We start from the raw sequence: 16,186 nt of genomic DNA, 5'->3' as shown, positions 1-16,186 counted from the left end.
CGGAGAAATTTAGATCTGCAAGTTATTCCGCCTACACACGTATACACGTAATATGAAGCTCCCTCAGTGCATCAGCATGCTCTTCCAGCACAGATTGATCTGTAATTACCTTATCGACGCTTTCCATCGACGCCACCCGGGTGAACGCCTGAATATTAAACTTGCTCGAATCGGCAAGCAGAATCACTTCATCTGCAATATGAATCATCTTCTGCTTCACCAGAGCCTGCAATTCATTCGACTCGCTGATGCCTTTGCTCAGATGCACCCCTTTGCAGGACAAAAATACTTTATCTACATGATACGCATCCAATGAGCGCTCTGCGAGCGGACCGACGAAAGACAGCGATTTCGACGCAAGCTGCCCGCCAGTGGCAATGACACGAATCTGCTCCTTCGTGCTCAGTTCTGCTGCAACCTTAATCGAATTGGTTAGCACCGTCAGCGGAATGTTCGGCAGTCCTGCAGCCATATACCATGCCGTTGTGCTGGCATCCAGGGCAATGCGATCCCCCGGCTCCACCAGCTTCACCGCTTCCTCTGCGATCCGGCGTTTCTCCTCTGCATGGGCAACCGCACGTTCCGGATATGGAACCTCGGACTGAAGCTCATCCTTGTACCTCACACTTACCGCCCCGCCATGGGAGCGTCTAAGCCTTCCCGCCTGCTCCAGCTTGTCCAGATCACGGCGGATCGTCTCTTCCGTTACGCCACAGCGTTCACTAAGCTCGGTTACACGCATGCTCCCCTGCGCATCCACCCATTCCACAATTTTCTCATATCGTTCTGCAACGAGCATATTCCTTCACTCCAAACCGTTAAAGTTCCACTGCATCCTGTTCTCCATCATACCATAGAGACGTTATTAAGGAGAATTTCACGCAATCATGAAACAAGCCTCCGGCTTCTATGTAAAAAGAGGAGGCATTCGCCCCCTCTACTCTGTCATTACGATCAATTATTTATCGTCAGCCATAGGGAACCAGCCCGGTGTGTGGATAATGGCATTCCACAAGCCGTCAGGGATGACCAGACGCTCCTGATCCGATTTGGTCAGCACCGTCTCGATGTCCTCTTCCCGTCCGCTCTCAATCTTCTCGACCCAGTCCGGCTCGATAATCAGCTCACGTCCGAGCGCCAGCATCGGCACCCCAGTCTCCAGCGCTTCTGCTGCCTCGTCAGCGGTGTGAATGGCTCCGACACCAATAACAGGCAGTTTGCCGCCAACACGATCCAGAATGTATTCGATTCTGGCGCGTGTATCCGCTTCGCCACGTCTTGGCTTGGACCAGAACTCATTCAACGAAACATGCAGATAGTCGAGATTTTTTTCTTTTAACGCATCGACCAGTGCATACGTGTCTTCCATCGTCAATCCTGGTGTTTCAGGCTCTTCCGGTGAGAAGCGGTACCCTACAATGAACGGAAGCTTGGTATGCTCGGAAACGACACGCTGCACCTCGTCCACCACTGCAAGCGGGAACGCCAAACGTTTCTCTACATTGCCACCCCAGCGGTCTTCACGGCGATTGGAGTGTGGAGAGAAAAATTGCTGAATCAGATAACCGTTCGCACCATGGATCTCCACGCCGTCAAAGCCCGCTTCAATCGCACGGCGAGTCGCTTCGCCGAAATCACGAATGACCGAGGTGATCTCTTCATCCGTCATTTCTCTTGGCTCGGGAGAGCCTGGACGTTCACTTGCAACCGCACTCGGTGCAACCACCTGACCAGCCGGAACAGCCTGTTCTGGAGTCAATCGGCCTGCGTGAAACATTTGCAGCACTGCAACGGAGCCTTGCTGCTTGATCGTGTCAGCCAGGCGTTTCAGACCTGGAATATAACTGTCATCAAAAGATGCGAATTGTGCCGGGAAACCGATACCGTTCGGGGTAACATGAGTTACCGCTGTAACCGACATCCCTGCACCGCCCGTACGACGTGCATAATACGCCAGCTCTGCGTCCGATACCGTACCGTCTGGATTAGAGGACATATGAGTCATAGGAGCAAGCACGATCCGGTTTTTCAGTGTAATGCCGCTAGGCAGTGAAACAGGTTCAAACATTTTTGAATACTTTGGATTCATTCGTGGTTCCCTCCTGATTTATATCTCTTTAAATAGATATATGGATATATACATTCCGTACTGTAATGATTATAGTTACGTTTCGGATCAATTGCAAATGTTGCTTTCTGCACACCACACAAGGGCCCGATGAGATGCAGCACGAAAAGGACAGAGTGTCCTCGGACTCCCCATCCTGTTGTTTTACGTTTTATGCATTGCTTCAGAAGCTTCGAACATACGCCAGCCTTTGCTCCATCTCTTCCACGCACTCATAGCAATCATGCTCATCGTTAGCCACCATAGGTGTGACTGGATACAGATTCATGTCGGTGCGATCGTACGTCTTGAGCAACGGAAGCAGTTGTGTCACCCGTGTATTGGCAGGGTCCAGCCAGGTATTGATTTCATCCTCAGACAGAATTGCCGGCATTTTATTGCCAAACTCACGAGTCACCAGGTTGGCGCCAGCCATGAGCATCGTGCAGGTGCGAAGTGGTTGCTTGCGTGTGTCTCGCCAGATTTCATACAGGCCGGCAATGCCAAACAGCCCCCGATCCGGCATTACAACACGCACCGCATAACGCTTCTTGCCTTCCTGCCGCCAGTAATACAGCCCATTGCATGGAATGACACAGCGTTTCGTTTCAACCAGCTTGTAATACGCAGGATTTTCATGCACCGTCATCAGGTTTGCGTTGACCGCATCCCTTCCCCAGAACGGAATAAATCCCCAGCGGAATTCGTCCAGCACACGTTCCCCGTCCTGATGCAGAATAATTGGCGTATGCTGCGTTGGGCTGATGTTGTAGCGGTTTTTATAGTAATACATCACACGTTCAATTTTAAAATGGTCCCGCACCTCGTCCAGATCGGCCGCAAGTGAAAAACGTTCGCACATATTCTACACTCCTTTTTCCTGTTAGGTTGAGTGTATTGTTTGTAAATGGAGGGAATTTATGCATGAATTCCACCAGACAGAAAGCGACTTGTTGTGACAGGCCTTCCCAGACAGCTCAAGCTTTTTCCTTTTTCCCCCGACAAAAACAACGACTTAGGACTCATTCCATTCCTCCATTTCCTTGCTACGATTATAGAGAAAATATACATTTATTGGAGGTTTTTAGTATGAAAAGGAAGTTGTTGATGAGCATCATGTTACTCTCTGCCCTTGCAATGTTTGGAAGCACCGTCTTTGCAGCCACCTTTTTGAGTTACGGTTATCCGAGCTCCACCATCCCGATCCGTTCCTACAATTATGCTTCAGCATGGCAAGGACCGATGGATGCTTCGATTGCCAACTGGAACAACGCCGGGGCCAAGGTACGATTTGTCAAAACCAATAATTCACCCAACACCATTACTGCTGGCAACTTCAACAATACCGCTTATGGTGTCAACTACGCCTCCGTCTCCGGCAGTCAGATCGTGAGCTTCCGTGTTGAACTGAACGCCTCCACCATCACCGCTGACGCTTCCAACCTGTCCAACTTCATCCAAAGTGTGTTTGTACATGAGCTTGGTCATTCCATATGGCTGGGTGATAACCCGACAACGAACAACCCCTCTATCATGTCTTATACGCGTAACCGAAATTCCATGACCCAGCCGCAAGCCTTTGATATCAACAATGTCAAATCCCGTTATTAATCGTATGGGCTCCAAGAATCGCATGATATGAATTGGCAGGTCTAACACCTTATATATCCAAGGAGGATTCCGTTCCATGAAAAAAAATAGAGCACTTGTGCTGCTTGTTTCATCCATCTTCATTTTATCTGCTGTTGGCTGCTCTTCCCTAACCCCAGCCGCATCAACCACCGATGCCCCCGTCACGATCATCGCATCCGAGGATTATCCCAGCTATAGCAGTGTAGATGCCTTGTCTGAGCGAGCCGATACGATTGTGAAGGGCAACGTAATTCAGACCCGAGTTGAAGCCCTGAATGACCTGGCTGCTGATGAAGGCGCAGCGAACGACCCGGTTTCTTTTGACAAAATCTATACGATCTATACGGTGCAAGTAACGGATTCCTACAAAGGGCGTTACACCGCCGGGGATCAGATCGAGGTCAAGCAGCTCGGCGGCCAGTTGGGTCATACTGAAATTGTGAATGATGACAACGTCAAGCTGATGCCCACCAAAGACTACGTGCTGTTTCTTGAAACCTATGAGGACACACCTGCAAGCCTGCTGAACACCGTTCAAAGTCTGTATGTGATCAAACCTGCTCCGAAGTCAAGCCAGCCTAGTGAACAGAGCGCATCCGACGTGATCGTCAGCGCGAATCCGGAGAATGATCTGACATTAAGCCTGAGTGAGCTGCAGCAGATCAAAGACGAGCAATCCAAGCCATAATGTTTCTTCTGGCCCTCCGCTTGGTAAGGCTCATGCTTCATCCCGCTCTACATACAAATACCAAAACGTGCGCCCGGTAAACCGGGCAGCACGTTTTAGTTTTTGTATGTTAGTTATGAGATCGAGGCATAACGCAGGATAGGCCATGACATGCTACCTTCCTGCCTAACACTATTCAATCAAGGATAACAAATAACCATACCTCTCCTGCCCCATTTGGTCCAACGGAACAAAGCGGATGGAGGCACTGTTGATGCAATAACGTTTGCCGCCACGATCCTGCGGTCCATCATCGAATACATGCCCAAGATGAATATCACCAGCCCGGCTTCGAACCTCCGTGCGTTCCATCCCAAAGCTCGTGTCTTGCTTATAGGTTACAACCTCGGGCACAATGGGCCTTGTAAAGCTCGGCCAGCCACAGCCCGAATCATATTTATCGCGACTGCTAAACAGCGGTTCTCCTGTTGCGATATCCACATAGAGACCTGGCTGCTCGTTGTCCCAATATTCGTTGCTGAATGCATGCTCTGTATCGTTATTAACCGCTACTGCATACTGTTCATCCGTTAGCTGTTTTTGGAGCTGTTCATCTGTTGGACGCGGATATTGAGCGGGGTCTATAACGATCTCTTGCTCATCAAGCACACTCATGTCTATGTGGCAGTAGCCGTTCGGATTTTTTTCCAGATAATCCTGATGATACTCCTCTGCCAGATAATAGTTCTCTAGTGGCATCACTTCGGTTACAATCGGCTGCTTGTAGTGGGTCTGCTCCTTTGCCACAGCCTGCTGAATTACTGTCTCATCCTCAGGCGAAGAATAATAGATGCCTGTGCGGTACTGAATGCCACGATCGTTGCCCTGTTTATTCAGACTTGTAGGATCAATGACGCGAAAATAAGCCTCGAGCAGCTTCTGCAAAGAAACCTGACGTGGATCATACTTCACATGCACTGTCTCTGCAAACCCGCGATCACCGCGAATGACATCCTCATAGGTTGGATTCTCTCCTTCACCGTTGGCATAGCCGGAAGTCACGTCCTGAACTCCCAGGATACGGGCCATATAAGCCTCGACACCCCAGAAGCAGCCACCCGCCAGATACAGGTCACGTAGCTCTTCATCTGGAATATTGGATATTTGAACAGCTTGAGCGGGTGCAGACGCTGAACGCGGCTCCATCTTCGCACCGCAGGCTGACACGATCAAAGCTATCGTAAGGAGACACAGGCCTAACCATGGACCCTTCATGCTTATTCCCCCTTCCTCACATCATCTCCTGTACCGTCTCCATAATCTGCTCATTGGAAGCATGGCCCGGCACAGATTTCACTAACCTGCCTTCTGCATTAATATAGAACGAGCTGGGATATGCACGTACGCCGAACTCTTTGGCCCATACTCCCTTTTCATCCAAAAGAACCGTTACATTTTTATAGGGCTGCCTGTTAAACCATTCGGTAAATGCTTCGGTCGATTTCTCTCCTTTATAATCCGGTGTTACAATCGTAATCACTTGAAAATCATTCTTTTGACCTGCTAACGTATTCAAATCCTCCAAACCTGCAAGGCAGATGGAGCACCAGGAAGCCCAGTATTTCACATATACCTTCTTGCCTGCTAAGTCCTTGAGTGCAACCGGGTTGCCTGCCAGATCGTGCAGCTCAAAGGGCGGGGCTTCTTTCCCTTTGTTTGTTTGATCCGACGATTCCATACCCGATGAAGCTGCTGGCGCTGCTTCTGCCCCATCCTGCTTCTGCGACCCGCATGCCGTCATGATCAGCAAGGCAGCACCTAGCAGTAATACATACGCCATATATTTTCTTACGTTCTTCATGTTCAGCTCCTCCAAAAATTATTGAAACCAGGTTACCAGGTTGTTTAGCCGATCTGTCATGAGCAATAATCCCATCACAATCAAGATACAGCCGGACTCTATTTTGATCACGCCCATATATTGGTTTACACGCCGTATTCGCTTCATAACATAATCCGAGAAAAGCGATATAACCAGAAACGGGATCGCAAGGCCTAGCGTGTATAACAACATCAGAAACCCGCCATATGCGGGGGAGCCTTCTCCCGCAGCAATACCTAGAATGGCGGCCAATACAGGACCAATGCAGGGTGTCCATCCGAAGCTAAATGTCAAGCCAAGCAAGAACGCTCCAATATATCCGCCCCGCCTGGCAGGATTACTGGATAACTTTCGCTCACGCTCCAGCCAGGATAAGCGGATAAGCCCGGTCTGGTATATGCCGAACAGCACAACAATCGCCCCGCATACTGCCATAAAGGCAGGACTTGAGATGACATTGCCCAGAATTCCCGAACCAAAACCGAGTAAAACAAAGACCACCGACAGTCCGAATACAAACAAAAGTGTTCTTGCCACAAACGCAGATCGTGGTTGAATGGAGCGAGTGCCGTCAGGCCCCGGATTCATTCCACCCACCATGCTCCCTGACAAATAAGACACATATACCGGAAGCAACGGAAGGATGCACGGTGAAAAAAACGATAACACCCCCGCACCAAAAACTCCGAAAAGAAATACCCAATCACCCACCATGTCCTTCACCACCTGAATTCATACTGCCGATTCTATCCCCAAGGCTAGCGACTGACATATACCGGAAGTGTAAACCAGAAGCAGCTCCCTGCTCCCTTGGTGCTCTGCACCCCGATTTCACCTCCATGCCGTTCAACAATGGATTGAGCTATAGCCAGCCCGAGTCCCGCTCCTCCATTATTTTTACTGCGGGATTTATCAATACGATAAAACCGTTCAAATATACGTGTGGTCTCCTCCGCTTCAATGCCCTCCCCTTCATCAATCACTGCAATACGTATATCTTCTCCCTGTTCAGTAGCGCTCAGGATGATCCTGCCCTCCACAGGAGAATGTTGAATTGCATTTTGCAGCAAATTGGACAGAACCCGCTTCATCTGAGCAGGCACCATCAAGGCAGCAGGCATTCGATCAGGCAAGTCGATCTCCACGTTCAGCTGCTTCTCCGCAAGGTGAAACGAAAAGCTCTCCAATGTGCCAAGCAACAACTCATCCACATGACTAGGCTGTGGATCAAATTGCTCCCCTTTCGCTTCCAGACTGGACAAATCAAACAAATCCTGAATAAGTCCACCCAATCGCTTCGTTTCCAGTCGAATAGTGTTCAGATACCGTTGAAACGTTGCTTCATCTTTGATCACATCATCCTCCAGGGCTTCGACAAAGGCCTGAATAGAGGCGAGGGGTGTGCGCAGGTCATGGGAAACATTCGCAATCAGCTCCCGTCTGGCTGATTCGGAGTGATGCAGATGGTCAAAGCTTTCCTTCAGCCTGGCGCTCATTTCATTAAATTGCTGTGCCAGCAGCTTGAATTCCTGCGGACCGACGAGAGGGACTTCCGTATGGAAATCCCCTTCGGCCACTCGCATGGTGCGCTCCGTAATTCGTGCTATGGACTTCTCCAATGGCTTGGTCAGTACATATTGAAGAACAAATGATAACAATCCAACACCGGCACTTATGCCCGATAACCAGTAAAATTGTTCAATCGTGAGCAGCATTTTGGAATAACTGATAAACAAACAGATTAACAATACCCCTATGCCTGTAAGACTGGACAACACCAGATACGTACGCAGCTTCATGAGAAGCCACCTGCAAACTTATAGCCTATGCCCCAGACGGTCTTGATATATTTCGGATCTGAAGCATTCTGCTCGATCTTCTCCCGCAATCTCCGTATGTGCACGGTCACTGTGGTCGTATCTCCCTCATAGCTGAAATCCCAAATTTGGCTTAACATCTGGTTACGTGAAAATACCTGTCCAGGGTGACTTGCCAGCAAATACAGCATATCAAATTCGGTAACTGTCAAGTCAATGACCTGTCCGCTGATCTCCACCTCACGTTTCACAAAATCAATCGTGAGCCCTTCATAACTGATCGTATGTGCGGGGGCCGCAGCAGGTGTTGCCTGTACCGTTCGCATTCTCCGCAGTATGGCCTTGACACGCAGAACAAGCTCTCTCGGACTGAACGGCTTAGTCAAATAATCATCCGCCCCCATGGTCAGCCCCATCAGTCGATCCTGTTCCTCCCCGCGAGCCGTCAGCATCACAATCGGCACATCTTCGGTTTGCCGAATCTCGTTGCATACCTCCCAGCCATTTTTATGCGGCATCATCAGGTCCAGCACAATCAGACCCGGTGTGTGACTGCGCCACAGTTCAATTGCCTCCGCACCGTCTTTTGCGGTCACAACCGCATAACCCTCCCGCTCCAGATACCTGCGGCAAACGTCTGTAATATTGCTATCATCATCGGCAACCAATATACATTCGTTCAATCAATCCACCCCCTATTCCAAAACACTCATTGGACTAATCATATCACAGGGCGATGGTCATGCTTCGTTCTGTGTTCTTCTTTATTATCCCGAGCTTTGTTACTTCATCGCCTTCATAGGCATCATATACTTGGAAACGACCATATCACTCACATACGTATTTCCTTCATGTATAGAGGGCATCGACTTCAGACTAACCTGCATGCCGTCAACCATCATTTTTTTAGAACCTATCCACACTTTAATGGTTTTAGCCGCCGGCATCGTCGCTTCTTCCATCATCATGTCGTCCTTCATCGTACTGTCATCCTTCATCTTCATGTCATCCTTCATCATGCTGTCATCCTTCATCTTCATGTCGTCCTTCATCATGCTGTCATCTTTCATCTTCATGTCGTCCTTCATCATCTCATCCATTTTGCCCATGTACATGAGAGTAACAGAGCGATCCTTGCTGTCCCACATAATGCTGTAACCGTACATTTTTGCCGCCTGTCTCAATTGAACAAGCTCCATACCATCCTTCTTCATCGTTTTCATATCCGCAGCACTTGCCAATCCCGAAAAAGTTAAAGACATCATTAATACCGCTGCTACGATCGTTTTTTTGCTTTTGCTTGTTTTCATCATCATTATCACTCTCCATCGTTTAATAGCTTGCAAGGACTACAATAATAAGAACAACTTACGATTCTCTAAGCAAAATATTACGAAACGATTACGATGTTAAATTTTGTCTATCTCCACATAGAAAAACGGTTGAAATCCCTATAGCAGAGAATCCAACCGTTAGTTATTACTGTATAAAATCACACATAGAACGAACCTCAACCGTTCCCGGATCTGAGATAACACCCGCATGCTGTAATGCTTCTCTGGAGGTGAACCTCACCTTCACAGGCAGGCCAGGGATCAGATCGAAGAAGTTATCCGAAAACACGCCTTCGGCCTGAGAAGATATCCACACCTGTTTGGCAAGCACATCGCTTTCCAGCACCAAATGTACACCCTGCTCATCTTCTCCGCCAGTGACCTTAATGCTGGCAAGCTTCAATTCGAGGTCTTTCGTCGGCACAAAATAATGCTCCTGCACAAGATCTGCCTCACCGTGTTGACTCAGCTCCAGTCGCAGCAGCGTCGCTGCGGGATCATGGCCTTGGAGCCATTCTGCATGGTTTAGAGATACGAGCTCTTCACCTGAATTTGGCGCAAGCTCCACTTCATAAGTCTCTTCCCGATGCACCGTTCCGTCGAATCCGATCAGTCGGAGCTTCAGTTGTCCATGTACCTTCTTTAATTGATCCGAGATCACATAAACCTCCGTTACATCCGGCTTCGTCCCGTCCACGGATATCAGCACATCACTAAAGCTGCGCTTGGCATAATATTGCATTGCCTTCCAGCGGCCAAGATAATCCATCCCCGCCCATGAAGCGACAGGCCAGCAATCATTCATCTGCCAATAAAGCGTGCCCATGCAATACGGCTTACGACGTCGATGAGCTTCAATGGCCGTTTTCATCGCTTCCGCTTGAAGCACCTGACTCATATAGAGGAAGGACGGGAAATCTTTCGGTTCCGGCAAATACATATCCATATATTGCTTGATTAGCCGATTGCCTGCTCCATTTTTTTGATGTGCGAGCATAACCTCTGACTCCAGTGCCAGGTCCTCTTCCTCCGCATAGGTGCGAACTGACTTGTATTCCGGGAACGACTGGAACCCGTATTCACTCATAAAACGGCCTACATACACATTATAATGTTCAAAAGGCTCAACGTTGTGCCACACGCCCCAGTAGTGGATGTCTCCTTCAGATGTAGACGGGTGGGCGTGCTGCTTCTCGTCACCTGTGAGTGATACAATCGGCGAGGAAGGCCAGTAGTCGATACCAGGTGCATAAGCTTCAACCACTTCTGGCAGGAGATGATGGAAAATGGCCTCATAATCCGCCCAGATGCGTTCGCGCTGCTCGGCGTTGTACTCCTTTTTCCAGCCCCATCCTCCATTCTCGATATAATGCGCCCAGGCCGAATCAATCTCGTTATTACCGCACCACAGCACGATGCTCGGGTGGTTACGCAGACGCTTCACATTGTCGATAGCCTCATGTCTGACACTATTCAGGAAGGCCTCATCCCCCGGATACATGCTGCATGCAAACATAAAGTCTTGCCACACCATGATGCCGTATTCATCACACAGGTCGTAAAAAACATCTTCCTCATAGAAGCCGCCGCCCCACACACGAAGCATATTCATGTTGGACTCCGCCGCAGAAATAATCTCATGCAAATACCGCTCCCGTGTCACCTCTGTAATAAAGCTGTCGTTCGGGATATGGTTCGCTCCTTTGGCAAATACCGCAACTCCGTTCAGTTCAAAATAAAAGGATGCACCCGCCTCGTCCTGATCGCGGACAAGACGAATGGAGCGCAGGCCTGTTTTCACCTCGGCTTCGGCTAAAGCTCGTTCGCCCTGGAGCACTTCAGCAGCAAAGGAATACCGGTACGGATCACCCAGTCCCCGGCTCCACCAAAGCTTAGGAGCTTGTATGGAGATTGGCAGCTCCACCGTCTGCGTACCTGGCTGCAAAGCTGCCGCTATCTCCCAGCACTGACCTGCCGCTCCGATACGAATCACAGTATCCATAGCTTGAGAGGTTTCAACCTCCACCATGGCAGTTAAGCTGGCCAATGCAGCATTCACTTCATTTTGCCGGATAAACACATCCGTTATTCGAACATCATTCCAGCCTTCCAGCCTTGCCTCCCGCCAGATTCCACTCGTTACGAAGCGTGGTCCCCAATCCCAGCCATAGTGATATGGCGCCTTGCGTGCAAAAATGCTAACACGTTTATCCCCCAGACCGCCCACATCGGATTGGTCATTGGACGCAGGTAATGCATACCCCAGCTTCTCAAGCTTAGGTAAGTCCTCCTGAATCGGAGAACGAAAACGAACACAGAGCACATTCCCCTTTTCCTTCACCAACGCTTTGACATCTGCCTTCCACACCCGGAACATGTTGTCCGCAGACAGCACATGAACTTCATTCACATATACATCCGCATATGTATCCAATCCGTCAAAAACAAGCTCCAGATGATCCTGCGTATACAGTCCAGCACCCACATCAAATGTGGTTTGGTACTCCCAATCCTTCTTGTCGATCCACTGTACTTCCTTCTCATTGGTCCCGTAGAACGGGTCGGGAATATGGCCTAGTCTTAACAAGTCGGTATGCACGCATCCAGGCACCTGAGCCGGCATCCATTCCTGATCTTCACATGCTTTGAACGTCCAGTTTTCAAATCGCTGCGATTGGTTCATGCCCATGATAGCCTCCAGTATGGTTAGAGTAATGAAGAATAAAACCCGTTTTGTTAGGTTTTGTTATCATAAAAACAAACAATTAACAAAACAAAATTAACATGTTATCTATGTTTGAGTCAATGTGTTTGGTCGAAATAGTTCGGAACAAATCTTCGATAAAATAAAAAAAGACATCGAGCATCCCAATGTGAACTGCTCCATGTCCTGTACGATATAACACTGCCTTGTCTTCCCTTGTCCTGTTTTGCTCTGTCTTTTTCTTCACTCACGAAGAGAGTGGTACTCCTCACGCATGATCCATTCGGCATGAATCAGCTTGCGTTCATACGGAGCCTCCAAATGCTCCATTCGCCATAACAGCTGATCCACCGCTCTCGCACCAAGATGCTGCTTATGAATATGTGCAGTAGCCAGAATAGGATCTTCTGTACGTGTATTATCAAATCCCGTCACTGCACATCGTTCGGGCATCTGAAGCATCCGATCTTGCAACGCCTCGATTATAATCGAAGCTGTATGGTCATTCGCACACACAAACACCTCCGGGAGGTCCTCAGGCTGCATGTCCTTAACCACCTGCTGCATCTTTGTATATTCCTGCACCAGTAATCCTGGATGCTGTTGCTCTTGCAGTCCCAACTCCTCAAGGCCCATCCGATAGCCTAGCCAGCGCTCCCTGAAGCTCACTGCATCGGGCAGTTGCCCGGCAAATTGCAGCCTCCTGTATCCCTTTGCGCCAAGCATAAGCACCAGCTCTGTCATACATTTCACGTTGTCTGTGAATATGGCATCGGCATGAATCGCCGTATCCTCATGATCGACCATCACAAGCGGAATACGCAAACGATATATTTCGAGCAGCACTGATGTTGAAATTGTGCCCACTGTGATCACGCCCCGGATAGCCTCAGGATTGAGGACGGAAAACATATGATCCGAAGACGGCTCTGTCAGTGTCAAAATATCCATGCCCAGCTCATTCAAGCGTGATGAAATGCCATCAAACACCGGGCCCCAATACAAGGAAGAGCGATTCTGGGAGCGTATATTCGGAAAAAGAACCAATATGGTCCCTTGCCCCTTCTCCCCAGCCGCCTTTGAGCTGAATCCGGTATGTGACTCTACCGAATAACGCTTCGGTTCCATTTTAAAATACCCCAGCTGCCCTGCGGTCCTGACAATCATCTCGCGTGTGTGCTCACTAACGCCCGACTTGCCCGTCAATGCACGCGATACTGCAAATTTGGATACCCCCGCAGCATCTGCAATTTGCTGCATCGTTACTCTTTTGCCCATCCTGCTCACCCGATTTTTCTGATTTTCCATTCAGTGTAGCACAAAAGCCCTGATTAACAAAACATGTTTTGTTAATCAGGGCTTTTGTTAGTTTTTGTTAGGGTGAATATTAAGCAGTAAGCATATATCTTCTTTACCGCTCTCTTTGCTTTATTGGAACTCAACCTTCCTGATCCGAAATGCATATATTAAATCGCCGGACGTTTACCACGTCTAAAGACCGGCTGCGAAATCTTGATCTCCGTAATCAATACGCCTGCCAGCATAAAGGCTGCTCCAATGTATCCCTGTAGTGTCAGTGTTTCTCCCTGAAAAGCAAAAGCAAATGCAGCGGCAAACAGCGGCTCCAACGAAAAAATAAGACTTGTTCTTGTTGGAGAGGCATGGCGTTGGGCCAAGGTTTGCAAAATATAACCCAAACCACTGCACAATACCCCCAACCCCAGAATCGCTGCCCAGGATTGAGGAGTATCCGGCAAAGCAGGGGTTTCAAACGCGAAGGTAGCGGCAGTGCCCCACAATGCTGCTACTCCCAGTTGCACCGTTCCAAGTGTCAGCGGATCATGCTTCGGAGTATACTTGCTAGCAAGCATAATATATACGGCATAGATCAGAGCCGCAACAATACAGAGCACGTCTCCGGTATGCAAGCTTAATTCATGCTGAAGAGTCAACAAGGCAAGCCCTGTTACAGCGACCAGAATGCTGACCAGCAATCGTTTATCCGGCATTCGTCGGCGCAGTATCGTCGTTAATATCGGAACAAAAATGACAGCCAGACTGATCAAAAATCCCGCCTGTGATGCCGTCGTTCGCTGCACACCATAGGTAATGAACACAAATGCAGCAAATAAAGCTGTTCCCAATATAGCTCCAGCGGCCAGCGTTCCACGCTCCACCTTCCTTAATTTCTTGTGAAAGAAAAGGGCTGCCGCTATAAAAGCAATCCCGAATCGCAAAGCGATCAGATTCAGTTCCTGAATCGAAGCAAGCCCCGATTTCATAAATAGATAGGACGAGCCCCAGATTACTGTCGCAAGCAGCATCTGCATGTCAGCTCTTCGTGATGCATGAATCTGTTTTCCGTGTACCCCGTTCATCCTGCTTCTACCTTCATTCTTCTAATAGTCTGAGCTGCGCCTGTATGTAATCAGCAAACTAACTCGCCTTGGCAAGTATAAACGATCTCTTTTCATTATAAAAATGAATATTTATAATAGTTAATATGAAATCTGCTCATGAATAAAACAAGTTAATGCTGAGAGGAGGTCACTGTGTAATGTCACTTATCAAATATGAAATATTAAATGCTGTTGTTGAATACGGCAGCCTGACCAGAGCCTCCGAAGCGCTGAACATCACACAGTCTGCCGTGAGCCATGCCATCGCCAGTCTGGAGAGCGAGTATGGCTTCTCCCTTCTACATCGGAGTCGCTCCGGTGTACGTGTTACCGCTGAAGGGGAACGGATATTGGGATACACCCGTGAAATTATGCGGTGGACGGAACGGATGAAGCAAGAGATCTCTCTCATCCGGGGGGCTGAGATTGGTACTGTGCGTATCGGTACATTTGCCAGCGTCTCCACCCAATGGCTTCCCGGAATCCTCAAACAATTCAGGCTGAGCCATCCCGGAATTGAAATTAAGCTTTGGGAAGGCGACTATGCCGAGATTGAGCACTGGCTGGCCAGCGGCGCAATCGACCTTGGCTTCCTATCCCTCAGTGACACGTCTCCATTCGAAACGATCTCATTACAAAAAGACAGGATGATGTGCATCCTGCCTCTTGACCACCCACTTGCGTCAGAAAAATCGGTCACGTTTGAGCGTTTGCTGGAACAGCCTTTTATATTACCCAAATGGGGGGGCGACAACGAAATTGAACGTTTGATACGTCAGCATAATGCCAAGCTGAACGTCGTCTACGAAGTAGCCGAGGATCAGGCCATTATGGCCATGGTTCGCAACGGACTTGGCATCAGCCTGCTTCCTGAGATGGTGCTGCAAAATCATACCGATTCACTCGCACTCGTGCCACTTGAAGGTGATCCGTATCGTAAGATTGGACTGGCTTGTGCTTCTCTTCGGAATCTGTCACCCGCATCTCGCCGATTCATTGAAGAAGTAGAACAATGGCTTCATTCACCAAAAACACCGGGCTAACCTATACTCACATCTCTACTGTCCGTTTACTCCCATACTCGATCAAGCTGATCTGCGTAGTACCGGATGGCCCGGCTATAATCACTTATTCCCCGATCAGTAGACGTATCAGCAAGCTGGATGAGCAGTCGCTGCATCGCCTCGGCATGCTCACCCAGGTTATACAGCACCATCGCATAGAACACTGCGAATTCGCGGCGCTCGGGGAATTCACTTATGCCGGTGAGCAGCCATCTTTTGGCCTGTTCATATTGAGCAAGTGTGCGATACGTGCTGCCGAGACCTAGAATTGCGCCTGCCCGATCTTCTGCGGAAAGCTGAAGTTGTAATGCTTTTTCATAATAAGGCACTGCCTCGCGCTCCAACCCAAGGGAATCATGGGCCCATGCGAGCTGATACCACGCTTCTCCATTGTGAGGTTCCTGGCCGGTAATCTGATGCAGAAGCTCAATGGCCTCCTGAATGTTACCTTCCTGTCGCCAGGCTATTGCTTGCTGTAGATTACTCATGTGCTCACATCCAATAACAGAATAATATGCTCCATAACTCTTTTCCTCTTGATCATTGTACTATATTTCTTCCTAAATTTAAGAGATTTGCC

Annotated in this window: 16 protein-coding genes; 3 read left to right on the top strand and 13 right to left on the bottom strand. The window is 48.9% G+C overall.

Features of this window, described 5'->3' with window-relative positions; translation table 11 throughout:
- Positions 1 to 31: 31 nt before the first annotated feature.
- From DFQ00_RS08020 to DFQ00_RS08010, 3 genes are all read right to left on the bottom strand, one after another.
- Positions 32 to 799: a DeoR/GlpR family DNA-binding transcription regulator gene (locus DFQ00_RS08020; protein ID WP_110895969.1), complete on the bottom strand. Its 768-nt coding sequence runs from the start codon at positions 797 to 799 to the stop codon at positions 32 to 34.
- 159 nt (positions 800 to 958) lie between these two features.
- The gene (locus DFQ00_RS08015) at positions 959 to 2,089 is read right to left on the bottom strand and encodes an NADH-dependent flavin oxidoreductase (RefSeq protein WP_110895968.1); all 1,131 of its coding nucleotides are present in this window, start codon (positions 2,087 to 2,089) and stop codon (positions 959 to 961) included.
- A gap of 202 nt (positions 2,090 to 2,291) precedes the next feature.
- The gene (locus tag DFQ00_RS08010) at positions 2,292 to 2,969 is read right to left on the bottom strand and encodes an SOS response-associated peptidase (RefSeq protein WP_110895967.1); all 678 of its coding nucleotides are present in this window, start codon (positions 2,967 to 2,969) and stop codon (positions 2,292 to 2,294) included.
- 227 nt (positions 2,970 to 3,196) lie between these two features.
- Here DFQ00_RS08010 and DFQ00_RS08005 point away from each other — a divergent pair, with 227 nt between their 5' ends.
- Together DFQ00_RS08005 and DFQ00_RS08000 are read left to right on the top strand one after the other, a co-directional pair.
- Positions 3,197 to 3,718, top strand: a complete 522-nt coding sequence (locus tag DFQ00_RS08005) for a zinc metalloprotease (protein WP_110895966.1) — start codon at positions 3,197 to 3,199, stop codon at positions 3,716 to 3,718.
- A gap of 76 nt (positions 3,719 to 3,794) precedes the next feature.
- Positions 3,795 to 4,427: a hypothetical protein gene (locus DFQ00_RS08000; RefSeq protein WP_110895965.1), complete on the top strand. Its 633-nt coding sequence runs from the start codon at positions 3,795 to 3,797 to the stop codon at positions 4,425 to 4,427.
- Between the two features lie 171 nt (positions 4,428 to 4,598).
- Here DFQ00_RS08000 and msrB read toward each other — a convergent pair whose 3' ends face one another.
- From msrB to DFQ00_RS07950, 9 genes are all read right to left on the bottom strand, one after another.
- Positions 4,599 to 5,681 (bottom strand): peptide-methionine (R)-S-oxide reductase MsrB, encoded by a 1,083-nt coding sequence (msrB, locus tag DFQ00_RS07995; protein WP_110895964.1) that lies wholly within the window; start codon positions 5,679 to 5,681, stop codon positions 4,599 to 4,601.
- A 16-nt stretch (positions 5,682 to 5,697) separates the two neighbouring features.
- Positions 5,698 to 6,267, bottom strand: coding sequence for a TlpA family protein disulfide reductase (locus DFQ00_RS07990; protein WP_110895963.1), 570 nt, complete (start codon positions 6,265 to 6,267; stop codon positions 5,698 to 5,700).
- An 18-nt stretch (positions 6,268 to 6,285) separates the two neighbouring features.
- Complete coding sequence (locus DFQ00_RS07985) at positions 6,286 to 7,002, bottom strand: cytochrome c biogenesis CcdA family protein (protein ID WP_110895962.1); 717 nt, start codon at positions 7,000 to 7,002, stop codon at positions 6,286 to 6,288.
- 44 nt (positions 7,003 to 7,046) lie between these two features.
- Entirely contained in the window at positions 7,047 to 8,087 is a 1,041-nt protein-coding gene (locus tag DFQ00_RS07980; protein WP_110895961.1) for a sensor histidine kinase, read from the bottom strand.
- The gene (locus tag DFQ00_RS07975) at positions 8,084 to 8,788 is read right to left on the bottom strand and encodes a response regulator transcription factor (RefSeq protein ID WP_110895960.1); all 705 of its coding nucleotides are present in this window, start codon (positions 8,786 to 8,788) and stop codon (positions 8,084 to 8,086) included. Before DFQ00_RS07975 ends, DFQ00_RS07980 begins: the two co-directional genes overlap by 4 nt.
- A 99-nt stretch (positions 8,789 to 8,887) precedes the next feature.
- A complete protein-coding gene (locus tag DFQ00_RS07970) occupies positions 8,888 to 9,418 on the bottom strand; it encodes a stalk domain-containing protein (RefSeq protein ID WP_208643768.1) in 531 nt (176 codons plus the stop codon).
- Between the two features lie 166 nt (positions 9,419 to 9,584).
- Positions 9,585 to 12,122 (bottom strand): beta-mannosidase, encoded by a 2,538-nt coding sequence (locus DFQ00_RS07965; protein WP_110896204.1) that lies wholly within the window; start codon positions 12,120 to 12,122, stop codon positions 9,585 to 9,587.
- Positions 12,123 to 12,386: 264 nt separating this feature from the next.
- Positions 12,387 to 13,451 carry a LacI family DNA-binding transcriptional regulator gene (locus DFQ00_RS07955; RefSeq protein WP_341866256.1) on the bottom strand — a complete coding sequence of 355 codons (1,065 nt, stop codon included), beginning with the start codon at positions 13,449 to 13,451 and terminating at the stop codon, positions 12,387 to 12,389.
- Positions 13,452 to 13,609: 158 nt separating this feature from the next.
- Complete coding sequence (locus DFQ00_RS07950; RefSeq protein ID WP_110895956.1) at positions 13,610 to 14,521, bottom strand: DMT family transporter; 912 nt, start codon at positions 14,519 to 14,521, stop codon at positions 13,610 to 13,612.
- 179 nt (positions 14,522 to 14,700) lie between these two features.
- Here DFQ00_RS07950 and DFQ00_RS07945 point away from each other — a divergent pair, with 179 nt between their 5' ends.
- Positions 14,701 to 15,585, top strand: a complete 885-nt coding sequence (locus tag DFQ00_RS07945) for a LysR family transcriptional regulator (protein WP_110895955.1) — start codon at positions 14,701 to 14,703, stop codon at positions 15,583 to 15,585.
- Between the two features lie 26 nt (positions 15,586 to 15,611).
- Here DFQ00_RS07945 and DFQ00_RS07940 read toward each other — a convergent pair whose 3' ends face one another.
- Entirely contained in the window at positions 15,612 to 16,094 is a 483-nt protein-coding gene (locus DFQ00_RS07940) for a tetratricopeptide repeat protein (RefSeq protein ID WP_110895954.1), read from the bottom strand.
- Positions 16,095 to 16,186 lie beyond the last annotated feature (92 nt).

The sequence above is a fragment of the Paenibacillus barcinonensis genome (assembly GCF_003217495.1).
GTDB lineage: Bacteria > Bacillota > Bacilli > Paenibacillales > Paenibacillaceae > Paenibacillus > Paenibacillus barcinonensis.
This window is presented reverse-complemented; position numbering and strand designations above follow the sequence as displayed.

What these genes read in the sequence shown, in the direction of transcription:
- DFQ00_RS08020 (WP_110895969.1), bottom strand. Translation starts at nt 799, where the DNA reads ATGCTCGTTGCAGAACGATATGAGAAAATTGTGGAATGGGTGGATGCG.
- DFQ00_RS08015 (WP_110895968.1), bottom strand. Translation starts at nt 2,089, where the DNA reads ATGAATCCAAAGTATTCAAAAATGTTTGAACCTGTTTCACTGCCTAGC.
- DFQ00_RS08010 (WP_110895967.1), bottom strand. Translation starts at nt 2,969, where the DNA reads ATGTGCGAACGTTTTTCACTTGCGGCCGATCTGGACGAGGTGCGGGAC.
- DFQ00_RS08005 (WP_110895966.1), top strand. Translation starts at nt 3,197, where the DNA reads ATGAAAAGGAAGTTGTTGATGAGCATCATGTTACTCTCTGCCCTTGCA.
- DFQ00_RS08000 (WP_110895965.1), top strand. Translation starts at nt 3,795, where the DNA reads ATGAAAAAAAATAGAGCACTTGTGCTGCTTGTTTCATCCATCTTCATT.
- msrB (WP_110895964.1), bottom strand. Translation starts at nt 5,681, where the DNA reads ATGAAGGGTCCATGGTTAGGCCTGTGTCTCCTTACGATAGCTTTGATC.
- DFQ00_RS07990 (WP_110895963.1), bottom strand. Translation starts at nt 6,267, where the DNA reads ATGAAGAACGTAAGAAAATATATGGCGTATGTATTACTGCTAGGTGCT.
- DFQ00_RS07985 (WP_110895962.1), bottom strand. Translation starts at nt 7,002, where the DNA reads ATGGTGGGTGATTGGGTATTTCTTTTCGGAGTTTTTGGTGCGGGGGTG.
- DFQ00_RS07980 (WP_110895961.1), bottom strand. Translation starts at nt 8,087, where the DNA reads ATGAAGCTGCGTACGTATCTGGTGTTGTCCAGTCTTACAGGCATAGGG.
- DFQ00_RS07970 (WP_208643768.1), bottom strand. Translation starts at nt 9,418, where the DNA reads ATGATGAAAACAAGCAAAAGCAAAAAAACGATCGTAGCAGCGGTATTA.
- DFQ00_RS07965 (WP_110896204.1), bottom strand. Translation starts at nt 12,122, where the DNA reads ATGAACCAATCGCAGCGATTTGAAAACTGGACGTTCAAAGCATGTGAA.
- DFQ00_RS07955 (WP_341866256.1), bottom strand. Translation starts at nt 13,451, where the DNA reads ATGGAAAATCAGAAAAATCGGGTGAGCAGGATGGGCAAAAGAGTAACG.
- DFQ00_RS07950 (WP_110895956.1), bottom strand. Translation starts at nt 14,521, where the DNA reads ATGAACGGGGTACACGGAAAACAGATTCATGCATCACGAAGAGCTGAC.
- DFQ00_RS07945 (WP_110895955.1), top strand. Translation starts at nt 14,701, where the DNA reads ATGTCACTTATCAAATATGAAATATTAAATGCTGTTGTTGAATACGGC.
- DFQ00_RS07940 (WP_110895954.1), bottom strand. Translation starts at nt 16,094, where the DNA reads ATGAGTAATCTACAGCAAGCAATAGCCTGGCGACAGGAAGGTAACATT.